Origin of the sequence: Rhodococcus sp. B7740 (assembly GCF_000954115.1) — a bacterium.
GTDB lineage: Bacteria > Actinomycetota > Actinomycetes > Mycobacteriales > Mycobacteriaceae > Rhodococcoides.
On sequence record NZ_CP010797.1, the window covers coordinates 2,277,573 to 2,297,418 of the forward strand.

Sequence of the window (19,846 nt, forward strand, 5' to 3'; positions counted from 1 at the left end):
GCATCGTCGTCCGGACGAGTCCATGCACGAACGTACCGACTTGTGACACTATCGTGACACCGAAGTACCGCCGATGCTCCGGCACCGGACAATCATGACCAGCCGCGGACGATTACGTCTTCGGGTGGACGGAATGCGCCATGCCGCAGCGACACTCTGTGCTGACTCGTGACAACAAGACTCATTCGTCACGAACCCAAATCGCCCCCGAGTCAGTTTGACCGTGCAACTGCGGGCTACACCGCGACAACTTCGCATCAGCGCACTTCGGCGTCGAAAGGGCAAGTGTCGTAGCTGCCCCCGTACGGCCGGGTTTCGCTACCCGGCCGAGCCGCGGACCGCCTGAAGTTCCTCTGGCGGTTCAGGCAAAACCAAAACGCTCTCTTGCACAGTCGACGCTGTTCTCGGGCCACCGACCTGATGGTCACACTGCCAGGACATGACATCCGTCATGTCCCGACGGTGATGTTGTCACCATTTCCAATGTTTGTGTGCACTGTTGCGCCCCGGTCGTCGAGACGACAGTAGGGATGCACAGAGCGAACCGAAGCATCGACGAGGAGGGCACCATGAACAGGCCGGAATCGACATCGGACGACAAAAACGAGACGCAGACAGTTCCCGGCCGCAAGACCACTGAAAAGGTCAATGCCACAGAGATTCTGCTCGACGGCCTCGGCGGAACCAGCGGAATGATCTACACAGCCATTCCGGTCGTGGCCTTCGTCACCGCCAACGCTCTGGTGTCCCTTCCGATCGCCGTCGGCTTCGCGATCGCCATCGCGTTGGTGATCACTGTTCTTCGCGTTCGACGAGGCGAGCCGTTCGCGCAGGCCAGTGGCGGATTGCTGGGTGTCGCCGTCGCAGGCGGTATCGCCGCCTGGACAGGTTCGGCAGGAGGCTACTTCCTCATCGGCATCTGGCTGAGCCTGGCTGGCGCAGCACTGATGCTGGCCTCGATACTGGCACGACGACCGTTGACCGGACTGCTGTGGAATGCGCTGCACGGCAACGAGTACACGTGGCGGTCCAATCGCTCGGTCGCCCGCGCCCATTACATCGCGACATCGACATTCGCTGTGTTGTTCGGTGCCCGCTACGTCGTTCAGGACTGGTTGTACGACACCGATGCCACCGGGTGGCTCGCGTTTGCTCGGATCGCAATGGGCACCCCATTACTTGCAGCAGCAGTGCTCGTGACCGTCTGGGCCTTCCGTCGCTCCACAGCGCAGTTGGTTCACTCGAACCTTGCTTAGCCCCTGCAGGACGAGTTGTCCCTTGACTATGCCGTTAGGTCACAGTCGACACTGATTGCGACCTGATCGAACCGGAGGAGAGCGACATGGGCTGGAGCACGCGGCAGATCGCCGATCTCGCCGGCATCACCCTCAAGTCGGTGCGGCACTACCACGATGTCGGACTACTCGATGAGCCCGAGCGTGCCTCGAACGGCTACAAACAGTACAGCGTCACGCATCTCGTACGGCTGCTGCAGATAAAACGCCTGTCCGCACTGGGATTTTCGTTGGCCGACATAGCCGCTCAGGGTGACGGACGCGACCATCCGGAACAGGCACTGCGCACCCTGGATGCAGAACTCGGCGCGACGATCGAGCGCCTGCAGAGAGCACGCTTGGAGATCGCGATGCTTCTCCACGACTCCCTTCCGACCGATCTGCCGCCCGAACTCGGTCCTGCTGCAGCACATCTGACGACAGCAGACCGGCAGTTCATCACCTTCGCCAGCACCGTACTGAGCCCCACGGCCCTCGACGCCTACCATGACCTACTGCGGTCCACTCCGCAGCTGCCCACAGATCCAGAGTTCGACGACCTGCCGGCCGACGCCGACAGCGCCACCACCCGGGATCTTGCCGAACGAATGGCCCCGCACGTTCGCCGGCTGGCTACTCGCTTCCCAGCCCTGTTCGCCGACACAGAAACCGGCGGCGACAGGCAACGGGTGACTCACGCACTCGCAGTCGCCGTGGAAGACCTGTACAACCCCGCCCAACGCGACGTACTGCGACAGGTCGCGGCACTCAACGCTACCGATCCCGAATAGCACATCAGCACAATACAATTCGACAGGAGTCGACCGACCATGCCCCTATTCGACAACAGGAGAGCGAAACTCTTCGCTGCAGCGTCAGCGTCGATGCTTCTGCTCGGTGCCTGCAGCCAGTCGCCGCCGGAACCGCACGCCGACTCTGAGCTGTCGGCCGATCTGCAGCAGTTCTACGACCAGAGCGTGACATTCGAGCCGTGCGAAGGCTACGGCACCACCACGACCGACGAGCAACTGTTTTCCAGTGACCCCGGATTCGAGTGCGCCCGCGTGGACGTGCCACTCGACTACGACGATCCGGACGGGCGCACGGCGCAGATCGCACTGCTCAAGGCACCCGCCCGCGGCGAGAAAGTGGGCTCGCTCCTGCTCAACTCCGGTGGACCAGGTGGGCCGGGAATGAGCATGGCGGCATCAGGTGCGACGTCCACCTGGGCGCAGAGCCCTCTCACCGAACGATTCGACCTCATTGGATTCGATCCCCGAGGCGTCGGTGCGTCCACACCGGCCATCGACTGCTTCACCGACGAGGAACACGAGGCAGGACAGGCCTACACCACTGTCCTCACCGGCTCGAGAACCCTCACCGAGGACAGTGCACGACAGCTGGTGAGCCAATGCTCCGAACGATCCGGCGGCGACGACGTCCTCGAACACATCGGCACCCGAGATGCTGCCCGCGACATGGACATTCTCCGGGCCGTGCTCGGCGACGACACCCTGAGCTACTTCGGCCAGAGCTACGGAACGCGCCTCGGTGCGGTCTACGCCGAGATGTTCCCGGAGAACGTGCGCGCGATGGTTCTGGACGGCGGAATCGATCCGGGCCAGGGCACCGCAGAGCGCAGGATCTACCAATACGCCAACTTCCAGAAAGCTTTCGACGACATGGCCGCCGCATGCGCAAGCGCACCGGACTGCCCGCTGGGCACCGACCCGAGCAAGGCCGTCGACAACTTTCAACAGATCGTCAGACCGTTGATCGACAATCCGATCGTCACCGGCGATGGCCGCATCATGGACTTCGACGCCGCCTACGGGGCCGTCATCGCGGGGCTCTACGACTCCTCGGCATGGCCGGTCATCACCAAGGGCATCGCCGAACTCCAAGCAGGACAGGCCGATACGCTTCTCAAGATCAACGATATCTTCGGCGGACGCGACGCCGACGGCACCGTCCCGAACTTCTCCGAGGCGCTCTACGCGATCAACTGCATGGACGAACAGCGCAACACTCCGGAACAAGAACTGGACCTCAAGCGCCAGATCCAGAAGATAGCACCGTTCACCGACGCAGGCCTCGGACCGGACGGCGCACGAGACCCCTGCCAATTCTGGCCTGCGGAACCGACTCTCGACATCCCCTACGCCACCGACATCGACGGACTACCCGACACACTGACCATCTCGATCACCGGAGACCCGTCCACACCGTACGAGGGAGGCGTCAACTTGGCGAATACCCTGGGCGGCTCGCTACTGCCCGTCGACGGCGACCAACACACCGTGGCGTTCGGCGCAACGAGCACCTGCGTCAACGACATCGTCGAGAACTACCTCGTCGATCTCCAATCCCCACCAGCAGAGGCTCGCTGCGCTCTGTAGCAGCCGAACGAAAGGACGAATCATGACTGCACCCCCACTGATCGCGGTCGAGGACTTCTTCGGCCCACCCGTTCGCTCCGGTGCCACGCTGTCACCGGACGGCACCAGGATGGCGTTTCTCGCGCCGTGGAAGAACCGTCTGAACGTGTGGATCGAGGACCTCTTGCCCGGAAGCGAACCACGCTGCGTCACAGCCGACGAGACTCGCAGTGTGCACGACTTCCGCTGGACGGACGACCCCCGCTGGCTGCTGTATCTGCAGGACACCGGTGGTGACGAGAACAGTCACGTGTTCCGCGTCGACCTGGAGGATTCCGATGCCGCGGCAGTAGATCTGACGCCGTTTCCCGGTTCCCGCGCAGTGGCCATCGAACCGGTGCGGGGTCGGGCCGGGGTGTATACCGTCCTGATCAATGCGAGAAGCATCGCCGAGTTCGATCTGTACGAAATCAAGATCGCCACAGGTGAACTGACGATGATCCGGCAGAGCCCGGGCGTCGGCCGGTATCCGATGCTCGGTGCCGACGGCAAGGTGTTCGTCTTCGCGATGACCGCCGACGGCACCATCGACATCACCCGGTTGGACGAGTCCGGTGCAGAAGCCACGGTGGCCTCGTTCGATGGCACCGATTACCCGATGGGCATCAGCCCGATGCAGATCACTGCGGACGGTACCGGCATGTGGCTGGGGTCCAACCGCGGGCGCGACTTGGCCCATCTGATTCGACTCGACCTGGAGACCGGCGAGGAGACCGTCGTCGACAGTCACCCGACACTCGAACTCGACGGTGCGCGACGAGCCGTCGAGCAGACCTCGCCACCGCTGATCTGCGACAGTGCAACCGGAGAGCTCATCGGTGTTCGGTACCTGGGAGAACGCCAGGTGATCCATGCATTGGAACCGGGTTTCGCAGACATCCTGAAGAATCTGGAGCAACTGTTCGACGGTGACATCGGAGCACTGTCCTCCGACGAGAGCGGACAGAAGTGGATTGTCAGCTTCGTCCACGACCGCGATCCGTTCGTCACCTACTACTACGATCACAACACCGGATCGAGTCGCCGACTCTTCCGCCCCTACCCACACCTGGATCCGGGAGACATGGCCCCGATGGCACCGGTGAACGTTCAGGCGCGTGACGGGCTGACTCTGCCGTCGTATCTGACGCTTCCGGTAGGCGTGGAACCCGAGAGTCTGCCAATGGTTCTGTTGGTGCACGGCGGCCCCTGGTATCGGGATTCGTGGACCTTCGATCCCATCGCGCAAATGCTGGCGAACCGTGGATATGCAGTGTTGCAGGTCAACTTTCGCGGGTCCGTCGGATACGGCACAGCGCACACGAACGCCGGGGTCGGCCAATTCGCGGGCGCGATGCACGACGATCTGATCGATGCAGTGAACTGGGCGGTCGAGGCGGGATACGCCGATCGCGAGCGAGTGGCCATCATGGGTGGTTCCTACGGCGGCTATGCGGCGCTGGTGGGCGCATCGTTCACCCCCGACACGTTTGCCGCGGCGATCGACTGCGTCGGCATCTCGGACCTGTCGAACTTCATGCGCACCCAACCGGCCTTCATCGGCCCGGGAATCATCAACAGCTGGCACCGCTTCGTCGGCGACCCCGCCGACCCCGATCAGCTGGCCGACATGCTCGCACGATCCCCCATCTCCAAGCTAGACGCGATACGCGCGCCACTTCTGATTGCACAGGGTGCCAACGATCCTCGGGTCGTCAAGGCAGAATCGGACAACGTCGTCGAGCGCCTGAGGTCACGTGGCGTCGACGTCGACTACCTCGTGTTCGACGACGAGGGCCACGGATTCGTCAACCCGGAGAACAGTATTCGCTACTACCGCGCGGTGGAAAAATTTCTCGCCCAACACCTCGGCGGCCGCAGTCAGCAATGATGCGGAAGCACAGTGGATGTGGATCGGAAGCTCGTCGTCGAAGTCAGTCCGAGTCGCCCTTCGGTATGGGTGCAGCGGTGTTAAAAAGCATCGAAATGGCGTGGTGCAGAACGTCTTTTTCCGAGCGAAGTCGAGCAGCGTCGGTCGGGAGGGCTCGTGCTACGGAGAGCCCGTCCAGTATCACGTTGAGATAGGCGGCGCGCTGGGTGTTATCACCCGGCGGCAGGGCACCTTCTTTGTGGAGGACGTCCAGCCAGTGTTCTATGTGCCGGAGTCCGGCCGCGCTGAAAGCGAGATACGTGTCGATGGCATCGGCGTTGAGCTCCGCGCTGAGGTAGGTGCCGAATGTCCGTCGCCACGTATCTCGGGCTTGCTCACCGGTCCCGGTGGCCGACAACACCTGCTGCATACACGCCAACAGTCGCTCCTCGGCAGGCACAGTGGCGTCTTCGATGACATTTCTGCTCGCCACCAGTCCGGTGATTCCCGCGGCGACTTCGTCCATCAACGCTCGCTGCGTGGGAAAGAAGTGACGCAGTGATCCGGTACTGACCCCTGCTCGCGCGGCGACCGCTCGGACGCTGATCCGGGTACCCGGATCCTCGGACACCATCGTCGCGGCTGCGATCAGAATTCGGTCCTTGGTGCTGGGTTCGCTGTTTCGAGTTTCCACATTGTCCGACACCTTCCCGACCCTAATACAGCGTGATACCTCAAGCCACCTATCACGCTGTGCTAGTGGCGTCGTTGGAAGAGAACCATACAGCGCTCGCACCTACGCCGCCGAGCTTCTGAGGGAGGAATTACGATGCTTCACAGTCGATCTCACCGGAGCCAGAAGGATCGGGGCCGCCGGACGGCAATGCTCGAAACCGCCGCAGTGAGGATGGCCGGTTTCCGGGCACTCACCTCGTGCAGCGCACCGTCCCCGGTCGAGCCGCAGCCTTCGCCTGCACCGACACGTTACGAACAGCAAATGCTCGACTTCTCTTCGTGCGACCCTGCTGCCACAGGCACTGCCGACGCCAGGGTTGAATGCACGACGCTCGAAGTACCGCTCGGTTACGCGATTGCCGACCACGGCGACTTACGTTGCGCTCTGTAGAGCCATGCTCGAGCACACCGTGGGTGTCTCGCCCAGCATCGCTGCGGCCCAGCGGATCTGGGCACGCGCCTGGTTGCTCCTCCTCAGCATTCGCGTCTGCATTTCCGCGACCATGTTCCATCACAGTGTGCTAGCGTCATCATCGACTATCACGCTGTACTAGAAAGATCGAGGATCGAGCAGATGGGAATCAACCAGTGGCGCTACCGCCGCATTCGCGCCGGATCGGGTGAACCGCTCCGCCGGTACCGCTGGTGGCAGATGTTCGGCAGATCGCTCCGGTCGATCACGCTCACCGCACCCGACAGCACGACGTCGGTCTACGCAGTCGATGTGCGGCACATGGGTGACGCAAAGGACGGTGAGGTGCGCGCTCGCCTCTACGTCGACGGCGCACTGCAGTCGTACGCGAAAATGCCGACCCGCTTCCCCGTCCCCGGAGGACGCATCGAGGTCGCGGCCACTGGATTCGGGCTCAAGCGCTGCCATTACGTGCGTGAGGACGGCACCGAACAGCAGCTGACTCCCGATCCCGCATCCGCAGAGGGGCGCCGCGCTCGACTGCACCACCGGCACCCCGGTCCGAGCCGCGTCATCGGCCTCATCTCGATCGTGTTCGTCATCGGCGGCCTCTGCGTGGAGGTGCCGCAGATCATCGCATCCCTCTCTCTTATTCCCCCCATCGCCGACTCGATCGGAGTGTTCACCTCACCCATCCGACTGCCGCTCCACGTCAACCTGCTCATCGGATTCGCCGCTGTCATCGGCAGCACTGAGCGAGCTCTACGGATGCGATCGAGCTGGATCGACGAACTCGCGAGCTGATCCCAACCGAAGGAACACCACCATGACCCACAGGACTCCCACAGATATCCGACCGAAGGACGACGAACGACGGCGATGGCCGAAGCCGGTGATGGCGGCGGCTGCCGCTGCTGCCTCAGTGCTCCTGCTCGCCGGATGCTCCGGTGTGGCACCCAACAACGTTGACAGCGAGAGCGAGGTGGGCCTTGACCGGTTAATGGAGCAGGAGCTCGAGTTCGGGGCGTGCGACGCCAGCATCGTGGACTCCCAGCCGCCCGTTCCCGAAGTGGTCGAGGCGGCAAAGAAGACGGAATGCGCGATGCTCACGGTGCCGATGGATTACGAGAACCTCGACGGCACGACCATCGAGATCGCCGTCTCGCGCATTTCCGCCACCGGCGACAACCCGATCGGCTCCGTCCTGCTGAACCCGGGCGGTCCCGGAGCGGCGGGGACGACGCTCGCCCCGCTCGTCAATGCCCTGTGGACGGGAGGCCCGATACCCGAGCGCTTCGACATCGTCGGTTTCGATCCCCGCGGAGTCGGTCTCAGCCAACCGGCAATCGACTGCTACTCCGATGAGGAGCGCGACGCCGACGCACCCCTGTCGGCTCTCGGCGAGTGGACCGAAGAATCCGCGCGCGCCATCGTCGACAAATGCGCCGACGGCTCCGGAAGCGAAGAGGTACTCGCCCATCTCGGGACCCGGGATGTCGCTCGCGACATGGATGTGCTCCGCTCCGCGCTCGGCGACGACAAACTGACTTATGCGGGAGTCAGCTATGGCACTCGACTCGGCTCGGTGTACGCCGAGATGTTCCCCGACAATGTCCGTGCTCTCATTCTCGACGGCGCGGTGGATCCGCTCATGGACACCGCGGATCGCAGGATCCAGCTCAGTGAAGGACTGCAGGCCTCGTTCCAGCGTTTCGCCGACTTCTGCGTGACTCAGGCCGCGTGCCCGCTCGGAACCGACCCGGCGCAGGCGACCGCTGCAGCCCAGGAGCTCCTCCAGCCTCTCGACAAGAAACCGCTGGTGGCCGCCGACGGACGAGAGGTCGGCTTCCTCGCCGCCAGCGAAGGAATTGTCTCCGGCCTTTACTCCGAAGCCAGCTGGCCCGCCATCGTCGCGGGGCTGACGGAGCTCGAAGCCGGGCGACCCGACGCCCTCCTCGCTATTCGCGACGGGTACTACGGCCGGTCCGACAATGGGGAGTACACCAATTCGTTCGAAGCGCTCTTCGCCATCAACTGCCTCGACGAGGAACGGTTCACCGAAGAAGAGATGACCCAGCTCGGCCACGATCTCAACGAGGCAGTGCCATTCCTCCACCCCGGATCCACTCCCCCTGCGCAGGACGGATGCGAGTTCTGGCCGGCCGAACCCACACTCGGATACCCATACGCCACCGACATCGACGGGCTTCCCGAGGTGCTCGTGGTTTCTGCCACCGGAGACCCCGTGACACCTCACGAAGGAGGCATCAGCCTGGCCGACACCCTCGGGGCGCGGTTGCTCACGGTCGAGGCCAACCAGCACGGGACGATCATCTCCGCCAACGCCTGCGTCGATGGAGCGATCGCCGACTACCTGATAGATCTCGAACTACCGGATGAAGGTACGCGCTGCACCATCTGACCCTCCTGAGCCATCGAGCGGGCCCCGGCCCGCTCGATGGCTCAGCCGTACCGGCAATCAATCGCGAGCTGCCGCAATCGCATCGGCGTGGACTGCCGCACGCCTCGGCTGCGCGTCATGGATCATCCTCGCTGGGTTCGTGCTTACCGTGGCGGGAACAGTGGCAAATTCTTCGATGAGTGAAGATGAGAGGCCGGGGGTGTCGAGCAGGTTGAACAGTTCAGCCAGGTCCAGTTGTGACAGCCTCGTGACACCGAGCCACACGCGAAGAAAACGGTCCGCCAGGAAACTAGGCCTGACCTTCACGAATACGAAGGTTTTACGATGGAAAGTGAGTACGCGGATCTGAAATCCGCTGTCTCGGTTGTCCACTCAGATCTATGGGAAGCCACCGAAGTCCACGCAACCACCCGAAAGCACTGTCCCGATCCAGAAATCTGGATCCATATGGACCCTGGTGCCCCCAGTCGGACTCGAACCGACACTGTGCGGATTTTAAGTCCCCGAACCTGGATCTGCATGAACTTCCATGGACCTGATATTTGTTTATTTGCAACGGTTTTCGTGCATCGTCGTCCGGACGAGTCCATGCTCGATCGTACCGACTTGTGAGACTGTCGTGACACCGAGCTACCGCCGGCGCTGCGGCACCGGACAGTCGTGATCGGGCGCGGACGACTACGGTTTCGAACGGACGAGCGCGACATCCCGCATCGGCACTCTGTACGGACTCGCGAAAACGAGACTAATTCGTCGCAAGCCGACATCACCATGGAGTCGGTGGGCAAGTGCGTCTGTGACCCCACCGCACTTCGGCGTCGAGAATTGACCATACTGGCAACGGTTTCGCGCATCAGCCCAGCCAGCAGCGTTGCTGCCAGATGTCGGGTTAACTGTCGCGGGGACCCGGAAGCCGACGCCGAGTTCCCGCGCCGATGCCGCCGCCCACGGGGGAACATCGGCCGATCGATGAGTGACACTTGACTGCCGGAGCACAGCTGGCGATTGTCAACCGATACGCCTGGTTCTGATATGCGCAGTTACCACCAAGCTTTGAACAACCTGTTGGACAACGGTTTTGCATGAATCCCGCTCAGACCAAACTGCTGGGGGTCACTGTCCGAGGGCTCGACTTCAGTATCGTTCAACTAAGTCCGACACTTCGACGCATCAGAGAATCGAAAGCTCTGTCCGACAGTCGTTTGCGTAAGAAAATCAAAGGCCGCGCACCGAATCCCACTGCGTAACGTGTCTTTGGGCGACGCGTCGTGGCTGCTTTGACAACAACTTTTGCGACCATCTCGGGCGGGGAGGCCTGTCGTGCGGTCCTTTCCGACTGCATCAATTCCACGACCTTGGCGGTTCTGTCAGCGTAGGCACCTGCGCTCGAGGACTCGAGTAGATTGTGCGCGGCGATCCCCGTCCACTCGGTGCGGATCGAGCCGGGTTCGATGACGACCACGTTGACCCCGAACGGCTCGGCTTCGAGGCGAAGGCAATCGCTGAAGGACTCGAGTGCGAATTTGGTGGCGTGGTACCACGCGCCGAAGGGGCTGTAGATCTTGCCGCCCATCGAGGTGATGTTGATGATGGTCCCACTGCGGCGCTCGCGCATCGTCGGTAATACAAGCTGGATCAAACGTGCTGCGCCGAACATGTTCACCTCGAACTGTCGCCGCGCTTCGTCGAGCGGTACGTCCTCGACCGCACCGTAGGCTCCGTAGCCCGCATTGTTTACAAGAACGTCGATCCGACCCGCTTCGGCCAGAATTTGCGTCACCCCCTGTGCGGTCGACGCCTCGTCCGTGACGTCCATGGCCAGAGTCTTCAGGCCTGACGAGCGCAGGTCGTGCATGCGCTCAACTCGGCGGGCGGCCCCGTATACGACGAATCCTGCTTCGTGCAGCCGCAGGGCCGTGGCGTGGCCCATGCCAGAAGACGCCCCAGTGACGAGTGCGACCTTTTTGTCTGTGCCTGCGTTCATCGTGCGTTCCATTCTTTAAGTTGAACGTTGGTTCGGTTTATATGATGAACCATGGTTCAACTTTGTGCAAGTGTCGAAGGGATGCGAGGCTTTCGACGTGACGAAACGCACTACCAGGCCACTGAGGGCAGATGCAGCCCGCAACCGGGCAAAAATTCTCGATGCGGCAAGAAGACAGATCACTCGGCACGGTCCCGACGTCGGCATGGACGAAATCGCAGCCGATGCAGGCGTCGCGGTGGGCACGCTGTACGGCCACTTCCAGACCAAAGTCGATCTTGTCGCCGCGGTAGTGACGGAATATCTGACCCAGGTGGCAGACCGCAGCGAACGCGCAGTAGCCGCTGTGGACAATGGACTTCCAGCGTTCGAGGAACTGGTTGCTCTGCTCAACGACATCGTCAGCGCTACCGCGAACAATCAGGCCGCGAAAGCAGCCGCCAATGCACTTGCCGCCAACGCCGCGAACTCGAGCGACCAGCGGCTCATGCAACGAGCTGGCACCGCAATGCAAGCAATCATCGATCGGGCACAGTCTGAGAAAACCGTACGGGCTGACCTGAAAATCGACGATCTCTATCTTCTGGTCAGCAACATTCCCGCTGGTTATTCCGCCGACGTTTTGAATCGATGGACAGATTTGATGCTCAACGGCATCGCAGCGAGCTATCGTTGACCGCTCGGATCTGCTGGACACTGTCGCCGCGCAAACATGGGTTCCGGTAGCCAGCTCACGACTACAGGTCGAGTTCGTGTATCCACTTCATATCCACGGTCGAGACCGTCGGCGAAGCAGTTGTCGCGAGAGTGCTGGAATGGAGCCGGTCGAAGGCTCGTTCGGTCGGACTATCCGGTTCTGCGTGGTAGACGACCAACAGTTGACCTGGAGCACTGTTGATCGTCAAGGTTTCGTAGCTGACCGTCAACGGGCCAACCGTGCTGTGCAACAGATCCTTGGTGGCCATTGCTGGTTCGGCGACTTCCCGAAGTGCCCACCAGCGCCGAAACTCCGGTGACTTGATGGACAACTCGCCGATGAGGGCGGACCCTCGTGGATTGTCGGGATCTGTTGCGACCACGTTCTGCAGGGCGCTGGCCACGAGCCGAGCAGTCGATTCCCAATCGACGAAGAATTCGCGCGCGGCGGGATCCAACAGAATCATGCGCGCGTAGTTGCTGGTGGGTGCGAACTGCGCAAACAACTCACCTGCCAGAGCGTTGGATGCGACGACGTCGCTCCAGGGCGTGGTGATGTATGCAGGTGTCCGATTCCAGCTGTGCATCATTCGAAGCAGATGCGGACTGATCGCGGCGGCGTTCTCGGTGGGATTACGCGGTGGCTGCAAACCAGCCAGCGTGAACAAGTGCGCCATCGCCTGCGGTGGAAGCGCGAACGCGGTCCCCAATGCCTGGAGAACTTGTCGTGACGGGTTACTCTCCCTGCCTTGTTCGAGGCGTATGTAGTAGTCGATGCTGATACCGGCTCGATATGCAACTTCCTCGCGCCGCAGCCCCGGAGTTCGTCGACGCCCCAGCGGTGCTGCGTAGTCGACGCTCGCGGCCGCCGTCGTATGCCGACGCGCACGTAAAAAATCGCCCAACTCGCTGGCTCCCATGTCTCGAGAGTATCGACGAGGGTATCGCCTGTCGTGGGTGTGACACTCCTAGGCTTGGCAGCCCCTTCCGCCGAGCCGGAGAAAGGCCGACAGTGAAGCACAGGCGATCGAAGGAGCCCCTGATGACAGCAACTCGCTGCTGGTGTTCGTGACCGTACGGCCTCACCGGTCCGACCTTTTCAGCGAGTGGTACGCCACGACCCACACACGGGAGCTGCTGAGCGTGCCCGGATTTGGCGGAGTCCGACGTTACAAACGGTCGCCTCATCGGCTCGCCGACAATACGGCCGAATCACCTACGACTACCTCGCCGTATGTCAATCGATGGCAGTCCGGAACAAGCCTTCGTGGCGCATGAAGAACTACTCCGATCCGGCGCACTGCATTTGGTCCCGACAACGACTTCACTGCACGCACCGTGGACTTACGAATCCATCAACCTACGGCACACCGGGATAAGTCAGCAGACCTCGCCCAACCTCCCGATTCACCACCCCGAAAGGCATATAGATGAAAACCTCCAATCCGACAACATGGTTCATTACCGGCACGTCGAGTGGATTCGGCCGTCAGCTGACCGAACAGCTCCTCGCCCGAGGGGACCGGGTCGCCGCGACACTCCGCAAACCCCAAGCGTTGGCAGCGCTCACGGAGAAATACCCGGACAGCCTGTGGGTGCGAGAACTCGATGTCACCGACACAGAGCAGATCCGCACCGTCGTCGCTGCCGCATTCAACGAGCTCGGCCGCATCGACGTCGTCGTCTCCAACGCCGGTTACGCTGTGTTCGGCGCGGCCGAGGAACTCAGCGATGACCAGATCCACCGCCAAATCGAAACCAACGTCATCGGATCTGTCCAGCTCGTCCGAGCAGTGACGCCTCACCTGCGATCCCAAGGCGGGGGAAAAGTTCTACAGCTGTCGAGCATGGGAGGGCAGATCGCGTTCCCGAGCTTGTCGGTCTACCACCTCAGCAAATGGGCGATCGAAGGCTTCTTCGAGGGATACGCCCCCGAAGTTGCACCGTTCGGAATCAGAACTTGCCTGGTCGAACCAGGGTCCGCCGCCACCGAATTCGGTGGCTCATCCGCATCGTGGGCACCCGCACTGGACGAGTACACCGATACTCCCGCCGGCCACATGCGCTCGATGATCTTGTCTCCACCCGAAGGCCAGGAGCAACCTATCGGCGATCCGACGCGGTTCGCCGAGCTGATGATCGACGCGGCAGACAGCGACGAGCTGCCGCCACGACTCCTACTGGGGGCCGACGCGTATCAGCTGGTCAGCGACGCGCTTCGCGCGCGACTCGACGCAGTGGAAAAGCAGAAGCCCCTCACCGTTTCTGCATCCAGTTGACGGACCCGGCGGCGTGGTCGTGTCGTCATCGGGACGGCACGACCACGTGGCCGCTACGAGAGCAGGACCACCAACTGCTTCGAGCGCAGCGCACCCCCACGATCGAACTCAGCTTCGGCACTGCCGTTTTCGTTACGCGAGTGCTGGACTGGCGCGTGAACCTTGTGCTCTTTGCCCACACGATGTACCCAAACATGGGCGATGTGCATCTGGCTCTAAATGCTCCGGTGCCGCACAGTGGTTAGGAGTCCGACAGGCACTCTGCCCACAGGTGTAACCGAGTGCCGAGAATACGCAGGGAGCATCGAAACACCGTGAGCGGCAACAGAGTGTTCGTCATCGGCGTCGGCATGACGAAGTTCGAGAAGCCCGGCAGCAGGCCCGGGTGGGACTATCCGGACATGGCCCGGGAATCCGGTACCGCCGCCCTCGACGACGCAGCTATCACCTACGCAGACGTCGAACAGGCTTACGTGGGGTACGTCTACGGCGATTCGACCTCCGGTCAGCGAGCTGTCTACGAGCTCGGGATGACCGGAATTCCGATCACCAACGTCAACAACAACTGCGCAACGGGCTCGACGGCCCTGTACATGGCGACTCAGACGATCCGGGGCGGCATCGCCGACTGCGTCCTGGCGCTCGGGTTCGAGAAGATGCAACCGGGCTCGCTGTCGCTGACCTACGAGGACCGAGTAATGCCCCTCGGGCTGCACATACAGGCCGAGGCAGAGCTGTTCGACTTCCAGTTTCCCGCTGCTCCCTGGATGTTCGGCGCCGCGGGCCGCGAACACATGAACACCTACGGCACCACCGCTGACCAGTTCGCTCGCATAGCGGTGAAAAACCACCGCCACTCGATGCACAATCCGTACGCACAATTCGATGACGAATACTCGCTGGACGAGGTCACCGCATCGAAGATGATCTACGAACCGGCGGGGCTGACGCGCTTGCAGTGTTCACCCACCTCCGACGGATCCGGTGCCGTCATCCTCGCCAGTGAAGCATTCGTGGACCGACGCGATCTGTGGGATCGAGCAGTCGAGGTCGTCGGTCAAGCGATGGTCACCGATCTCCCGTCCACGTTCGACGATCACAGTGCTATCAGCATCGTCGGCGCGGACATGACTCGTCACGCGGCTCGAAAAGTCTACGAGCAAGCCAACATCGGACCCGCCGACATCGACGTCATCGAATTACACGACTGCTTCTCGGTGAACGAGCTGCTCACCTACGAGGCTCTCGGGCTCTGCGAGGTGGGCATGGGCGGAACACTGATCGACCAGGACCTGACAACCTACGGTGGTAGGTGGGTGGTCAACCCCTCCGGCGGATTGATCTCCAAAGGCCATCCCCTCGGTGCCACCGGGCTGGCACAAGCCAGCGAACTGACCTGGCAGCTACGCGGGACCGCCGGCAATCGTCAGGTTCCCGGCGCGCGAATCGCTCTGCAGCACAACATCGGACTGGGCGGTGCCGCGGTAGTGACCGCATTCCGCGCTGTGTCCTGACCGTTCGAGACAACCGGAGGTGACGATGTCACGGCTCAGCGAGGATGCGTTACTGGTGGCGTTCGCTGCGGCCTGGGAACCGTACGGGGGTGCGGATGCGGCGGATGTCTTCGTCCAATTCGGCATCGGCCTCAACGAGTATCGCGATCGGTTGAACCGAACGCTCACTCGCGAGATGCCCTCGGATATGACCGCCGACCTGCACCGACGGCTACTGCGCTATGCCGCCGGCGATCCCGAAGTCGACCGGCCACGGCGCGCAGTTCGCCGCCGTCGAAACCCACTCTCGATGTAGTCGGCCGTCTCCCCACACGCACGCAGCCACAGCTCGTCGCGCCCCATGAGATCAGTCGCTGCCGATGGCGACGGGTTCGATCTCGGCGTCGTCGGCGAACGCGAGCCGGCCCGAATCCAAGGCCACCGCCCAGCGGCGCGGTGGTGCCCAATCGCGGTCGAGCCGCCGGTCGGTGACGATGAAGGAGGCGTAGTCCTCGAGGAGCGTACCGCACTCGCCGGTCAAGCGTGGTCCGCCGAAACGAACCCTGTCACCGATCGTCAGCGACTGTGGACCACGCTCGACTCCCCCACCGTTCTCGACCCCAGGGGACGGGATCTGCATCTTCTTCTTGGCGACCACTCTCGTCCTCCGTCTTCTGAGAATTTTGCACCGGTCAACGCCCGCGGGTGACGAAGGCCGCGATGGCCGCGCTCGCGGGTTCGGGAAGTCCGTTGTTCTGCTGTTCGGCTGCAGTGACGACGTCGTAGTGCCGATACCCCGGCAGGTAGATTGCGTTCGCCGGAACCAATGCGCCGTACTTCACGTTCTGTACCGGGGAGTCACCGGACAGCAAAGTCAGAACAGGAACGCTGGTCGGCGTACTCTGCCACCGCTTTCCGTGCAAGAGATGTTCGAGGATGCCACCCTCGCGGTTCTGCAGACCGGCAAGCTCATCGTTACGGATGCCGCCCAGGGCGAATGCGGTGTCGAAGATCAGACGAAGCGGGGTGAATCGCTCGAAGAAGTCGACCGGTACGAGTCCCGGTGTCATCGCCCGGGCCAATTGGTCGATGTCGGTGACCTCGTGGTCGACGTCGGTCGGGGTGCCGTTGGGCGAACCCGGTAGTTCGACCTGTGAGGGCCACACCTGGTCGTAGTTACGCCAACCGCACAGCGTCTTCGGATCGGCTGGAATGTAGTTCTGGCCGTACCCGACGCGGTGCGGAATGACCAGCAGCTGGCCGATGATCGGTATCGACGTCAACCCGTTGGGAACGGGGTAGGTCTTGCCGACCACATCGCAGTCGTAGAAACCGGTGCCGGCTTGCAGCACGTACTCCGAAGAGTTCTGATCGAAGAGCATCCCCAAGGCGGCCTGGTTGGTCAGACGCTGTTGATCCGGAAGGCTATGCGGAACAACGAGGTCGAGGTAGTCGGCTCCGTAGAATGCGCGCATCCACGCTTCGGTGGTCAGGTCACGGGGCGCGGCCTGCGGTAGATCGCTTTCGGCGTTCGGGTCCTGGTGCGCCGCCATCGCGACCAGACTGTAGGTGTTCATGATGTTGCCGGCGCTCGCGATGGGCGTCTCTGCCACCGGCAGCAGGTCGGTCACTGCACCAGCGACATCACGCACACCACCGAGGGTGTCGGAGAGCAGGTCGTCGACCAAACCGGTGCCGGCGAACCCGGCGGGGTCGGTGATGGCCAAACCGTCCAGTGCGATTCCGCCGCCACCGCAGAACGAAAAGCCGGCATCGTCGACGGTGGCGGGATCGGTGTCGAAGTCCCAGGCCAGCATCGGGCCGACCAAGAACGCGCCGAGCGAATGCCCGCCGCAAAATGATCTACCGCGATCGTCTGGGTCGGGCAGCACCTGCTCGATCACCGCGCGCCAGTCATCCATGGCCAGTGCCAGCCCGAACTCGCCCAGGTAAGACAGTGATTGTGGCGTGGGCGGCGCGTAGCGCTTGCCGTCGACCTCCTTGCCTTGAAAGTAGTACTCGGCCGCTCGGTGGTAGTCGCCCTCTCGTGCAGCAGCGTCCCAGCCAGTGTTGTCTTCGGCGCAGTTGGCGCGGCGGTCGAGGGCAATGTATTCGACGAACTTTCCTTGCGCGGCCGCTTTTCGTACAACCTGGGGTGCCTGCGGAGCCAAATTCGTTGCGCCCGAGTATGTACCGGGCTGGACGGTGATCACCGCGTCGGCGTCGGCACTGTTCTGTGGGCCGTCCTTGTGCCGGTACCTCAAATAGCTGAGCCAGTCGCACTCCGGTGGCACATCGGTGCCGGCGAGGTAAGGGCTTCGGTAGTGGATCCGTACGTAGGTTTGTTCGATGTCCGTTCCCAGAGCCGGGTCGCCGACGATGGGCTCGGTCACGACTTCGGTGGCACCGGGTGGCGGCGCGATGTGCGGCTGGCCCAGGGCTACCGCGTATGTGCTGAGGAGAATTCCGAGGACCGATCCCGCGATCACACTGGACCGAGCCCAACGCCGCGTGAGCTCAGGATCCCGACCGGTTGCCCGCCTCATTTTGTTGCCGCTGTCAGCGCAGCCATGGCGCGTCGGTCGATTTTGCCGGTGGTGGTTCGTGGCAGTTCGTTCACGAAGATCACGTCACGCGGTACCTTGAAGCGGGCCAGTTCGGTGCGGATGTACTGCCGGACCGCGTCGTCGGTCAGTGTGGGGTTGCGCCGGACGATCACTGCCGACAGGCGCTGGCCGAACTCGTCGTCGGCGACACCGGCAACGGCGGCCTCGTCGATGTCGGGATGTGCGTAGAGCGTTGCCTCGATCTCGCCGGGGAACACGTTCTCGCCTCCCGAGACGATCATGTCGTCGTCTCGGCCGTCGACGAACAGCAGTCCCGACGAATCCCAATGTCCCACATCGCCGGTCGACATCAGACCGTGTGCGATGGGTTTACCGCCTCCGGACGAGTAGCCGTGAAACGAGATGGAATTTCCTACGTGGATCGTGCCGCGTCGATCCGGTTCGGTGACCAGTTCTCCTTCGGTATCGACCAATCCGACCTCGATGCCGAGCGGCGGACGGCCGACCGTCCCGGGGCTCGCGAGCCAGTCCGCAGGTGTGGCGATCGTGGCGGTCCCGGTTTCGGTGCAGCCGTAGTAGTTGTAGATCACCGGTCCGAATCGGGCGATCGCGCGATTGCCGAGGTCGGGAGTCAGAGCGGCTCCGGCAGTGAAGATGATGCGCACACTCGTCGTGTCGCGCACGTCGATGTCCGGGCTGGCCAGCAACCGGTGCAACATCGTCGGCACCAGCACGACGGCGTCACAGTGATGAGATTCGATCTGCGTCAGGGCGCGTGCGGGGTCGAAGCGCCCGTGGATGACGATCGTGCATCCCAAGTTCAGGCCGATGATGAACTGAGACAGTGCCGTTCCGTGAAACAGTGGCGCGCACAGCAATACGGTTTGGCCTACCTCGAGGGGGACACGGTCGAGAAACTGAGCCGAGACGAAGGCAGATCCGACCGACCTCGGTGCACCTTTGGGGGTTCCGGTCGTGCCTCCGGTGAGCAGAACGAATTCTCCTTGCCGTGACGGCGGCGGCACCGGGGTGTCGGCACCTCCAGCATTGGCTGTGTCGGCGGGATCGCCCAGGCGTGAAATATGAAAGGGCAGTTCTGCCTGCACGAAGTCGAATTCGGCATCGTTCGCGACTGCCGACACGCCCTCACGTAGGGCGACATCCGCGAACTGCAAGGCGCTGAATCCGGTGTTCATCAGTACGAGTCGGGATCCGAGCTTGGCTGCCGCGATCATCGCCAGGACGAGGCCGCGGTGATCGCGACAGAGCACAGCAACCGTCGAATCTTCGTCCAGGCCGCGCGCAGCCCAATCGCGGGCAACAGCATTGCTCGCGCGATCCACTTCGCTGTAGGTCATCGGCCCGCCCGCATCGATGATGGCCACTCGGTGGCCGTACCACCGAGCACCGGTGGTGATGCCACTGGCAATGGGCCCGAGGGTCCGCACAGCCTTCGCTTTTGCCCGGACACGCAGCGGCCGTTTCAGGTCGATGATCCCGCTGCGCTGCATGACAGAGATCTGTCTTGCGCGAAGTGCGAGGGATGAAGCAGCGGCGCGAGTGACGGTCACGATGATGAACCCCTTCGATGGCCCCGCAGCAGCACGCACTGGCGGGGCGAAGACCAATGCCTTTGATCACAACGCAGGCGGCGTGATGCGGATAGTGGCGATACGACGATGCTGCTAGACGGTTGT

General features: G+C 62.6%; 17 protein-coding genes and 1 tRNA gene. 10 read left to right on the forward strand and 8 right to left on the reverse strand.

The window, feature by feature from the left end; translation table 11 throughout:
- The first annotated feature begins 569 nt into the window (after positions 1-569).
- The 4 genes from NY08_RS10385 to NY08_RS10400 all read left to right on the forward strand — a co-directional run bounded on the left by NY08_RS10385 (position 570) and on the right by NY08_RS10400 (position 5,582).
- Positions 570-1,256 carry a DUF3159 domain-containing protein gene (locus tag NY08_RS10385; protein WP_045200129.1) on the forward strand — a complete coding sequence of 229 codons (687 nt, stop codon included), beginning with the start codon at positions 570-572 and terminating at the stop codon, positions 1,254-1,256.
- 86 nt (positions 1,257-1,342) lie between these two features.
- Entirely contained in the window at positions 1,343-2,065 is a 723-nt protein-coding gene (locus tag NY08_RS10390) for a MerR family transcriptional regulator (protein ID WP_045196233.1), read from the forward strand.
- Positions 2,066-2,104: 39 nt separating this feature from the next.
- On the forward strand, positions 2,105-3,673 hold the full coding sequence (locus NY08_RS10395; RefSeq protein ID WP_045196235.1) for an alpha/beta fold hydrolase: 1,569 nt from the start codon (positions 2,105-2,107) through the stop codon (positions 3,671-3,673).
- Positions 3,674-3,695: 22 nt separating this feature from the next.
- Entirely contained in the window at positions 3,696-5,582 is a 1,887-nt protein-coding gene (locus tag NY08_RS10400; protein WP_045196237.1) for a S9 family peptidase, read from the forward strand.
- Between the two features lie 43 nt (positions 5,583-5,625).
- Here the strand turns inward: NY08_RS10400 and NY08_RS10405 are convergent, their stop codons facing one another.
- A complete protein-coding gene (locus NY08_RS10405; protein ID WP_200893184.1) occupies positions 5,626-6,267 on the reverse strand; it encodes a TetR/AcrR family transcriptional regulator in 642 nt (213 codons plus the stop codon).
- 603 nt (positions 6,268-6,870) lie between these two features.
- Between NY08_RS10405 and NY08_RS10410 the strand changes: the two genes are divergently transcribed.
- The gene (locus NY08_RS10410; protein ID WP_045196239.1) at positions 6,871-7,512 is read left to right on the forward strand and encodes a hypothetical protein; all 642 of its coding nucleotides are present in this window, start codon (positions 6,871-6,873) and stop codon (positions 7,510-7,512) included.
- Positions 7,513-7,534: 22 nt separating this feature from the next.
- Positions 7,535-9,130 (forward strand): alpha/beta hydrolase, encoded by a 1,596-nt coding sequence (locus NY08_RS10415; protein WP_045196241.1) that lies wholly within the window; start codon positions 7,535-7,537, stop codon positions 9,128-9,130.
- Positions 9,131-9,187: 57 nt separating this feature from the next.
- Here NY08_RS10415 and NY08_RS10420 read toward each other — a convergent pair whose 3' ends face one another.
- From NY08_RS10420 to NY08_RS10425, 3 genes are all read right to left on the reverse strand, one after another.
- On the reverse strand, positions 9,188-9,502 hold the full coding sequence (locus NY08_RS10420) for a hypothetical protein (protein WP_045196242.1): 315 nt from the start codon (positions 9,500-9,502) through the stop codon (positions 9,188-9,190).
- Positions 9,503-9,585: 83 nt separating this feature from the next.
- Positions 9,586-9,680, reverse strand: a tRNA-Leu gene (locus NY08_RS25960).
- A 594-nt stretch (positions 9,681-10,274) separates the two neighbouring features.
- Positions 10,275-11,114: an oxidoreductase gene (locus tag NY08_RS10425; RefSeq protein ID WP_045200133.1), complete on the reverse strand. Its 840-nt coding sequence runs from the start codon at positions 11,112-11,114 to the stop codon at positions 10,275-10,277.
- Positions 11,115-11,211: 97 nt separating this feature from the next.
- Here NY08_RS10425 and NY08_RS10430 point away from each other — a divergent pair, with 97 nt between their 5' ends.
- Complete coding sequence (locus tag NY08_RS10430) at positions 11,212-11,790, forward strand: TetR/AcrR family transcriptional regulator (RefSeq protein WP_045200135.1); 579 nt, start codon at positions 11,212-11,214, stop codon at positions 11,788-11,790.
- A 61-nt stretch (positions 11,791-11,851) separates the two neighbouring features.
- Here the strand turns inward: NY08_RS10430 and NY08_RS10435 are convergent, their stop codons facing one another.
- A complete protein-coding gene (locus NY08_RS10435) occupies positions 11,852-12,730 on the reverse strand; it encodes a helix-turn-helix transcriptional regulator (protein ID WP_045196244.1) in 879 nt (292 codons plus the stop codon).
- Positions 12,731-13,240: 510 nt separating this feature from the next.
- Here NY08_RS10435 and NY08_RS10440 point away from each other — a divergent pair.
- The 3 genes from NY08_RS10440 to NY08_RS10450 all read left to right on the forward strand — a co-directional run bounded on the left by NY08_RS10440 (position 13,241) and on the right by NY08_RS10450 (position 15,898).
- The gene (locus NY08_RS10440) at positions 13,241-14,089 is read left to right on the forward strand and encodes an SDR family oxidoreductase (protein WP_045196245.1); all 849 of its coding nucleotides are present in this window, start codon (positions 13,241-13,243) and stop codon (positions 14,087-14,089) included.
- Between the two features lie 314 nt (positions 14,090-14,403).
- On the forward strand, positions 14,404-15,603 hold the full coding sequence (locus NY08_RS10445) for a lipid-transfer protein (protein WP_082073756.1): 1,200 nt from the start codon (positions 14,404-14,406) through the stop codon (positions 15,601-15,603).
- Between the two features lie 25 nt (positions 15,604-15,628).
- Positions 15,629-15,898: a hypothetical protein gene (locus NY08_RS10450; RefSeq protein WP_144407341.1), complete on the forward strand. Its 270-nt coding sequence runs from the start codon at positions 15,629-15,631 to the stop codon at positions 15,896-15,898.
- Between the two features lie 51 nt (positions 15,899-15,949).
- Here the strand turns inward: NY08_RS10450 and NY08_RS10455 are convergent, their stop codons facing one another.
- From NY08_RS10455 to NY08_RS10465, 3 genes are read right to left on the reverse strand one after another with little or no spacing between them, the layout of a single operon-like run.
- Positions 15,950-16,240, reverse strand: coding sequence for a hypothetical protein (locus tag NY08_RS10455; protein WP_235387158.1), 291 nt, complete (start codon positions 16,238-16,240; stop codon positions 15,950-15,952).
- A gap of 34 nt (positions 16,241-16,274) precedes the next feature.
- Entirely contained in the window at positions 16,275-18,071 is a 1,797-nt protein-coding gene (locus NY08_RS10460; RefSeq protein WP_045196249.1) for a hypothetical protein, read from the reverse strand.
- A gap of 53 nt (positions 18,072-18,124) precedes the next feature.
- Positions 18,125-19,660 carry an AMP-binding protein gene (locus tag NY08_RS10465; protein ID WP_045200141.1) on the reverse strand — a complete coding sequence of 512 codons (1,536 nt, stop codon included), beginning with the start codon at positions 19,658-19,660 and terminating at the stop codon, positions 18,125-18,127.
- Positions 19,661-19,846: the final 186 nt, after the last annotated feature.

Excerpts from the sequence above, each read along its gene's own strand:
- NY08_RS10385 (WP_045200129.1), top strand. The coding sequence starts at position 570 with ATGAACAGGCCGGAATCGACATCGGACGACAAAAACGAGACGCAGACA.
- NY08_RS10390 (WP_045196233.1), top strand. The coding sequence starts at position 1,343 with ATGGGCTGGAGCACGCGGCAGATCGCCGATCTCGCCGGCATCACCCTC.
- NY08_RS10395 (WP_045196235.1), top strand. The coding sequence starts at position 2,105 with ATGCCCCTATTCGACAACAGGAGAGCGAAACTCTTCGCTGCAGCGTCA.
- NY08_RS10400 (WP_045196237.1), top strand. The coding sequence starts at position 3,696 with ATGACTGCACCCCCACTGATCGCGGTCGAGGACTTCTTCGGCCCACCC.
- NY08_RS10410 (WP_045196239.1), top strand. The coding sequence starts at position 6,871 with ATGGGAATCAACCAGTGGCGCTACCGCCGCATTCGCGCCGGATCGGGT.
- NY08_RS10415 (WP_045196241.1), top strand. The coding sequence starts at position 7,535 with ATGACCCACAGGACTCCCACAGATATCCGACCGAAGGACGACGAACGA.
- NY08_RS10425 (WP_045200133.1), bottom strand. The coding sequence starts at position 11,114 with ATGAACGCAGGCACAGACAAAAAGGTCGCACTCGTCACTGGGGCGTCT.
- NY08_RS10435 (WP_045196244.1), bottom strand. The coding sequence starts at position 12,730 with ATGGGAGCCAGCGAGTTGGGCGATTTTTTACGTGCGCGTCGGCATACG.
- NY08_RS10440 (WP_045196245.1), top strand. The coding sequence starts at position 13,241 with ATGAAAACCTCCAATCCGACAACATGGTTCATTACCGGCACGTCGAGT.
- NY08_RS10450 (WP_144407341.1), top strand. The coding sequence starts at position 15,629 with ATGTCACGGCTCAGCGAGGATGCGTTACTGGTGGCGTTCGCTGCGGCC.
- NY08_RS10465 (WP_045200141.1), bottom strand. The coding sequence starts at position 19,660 with ATGCAGCGCAGCGGGATCATCGACCTGAAACGGCCGCTGCGTGTCCGG.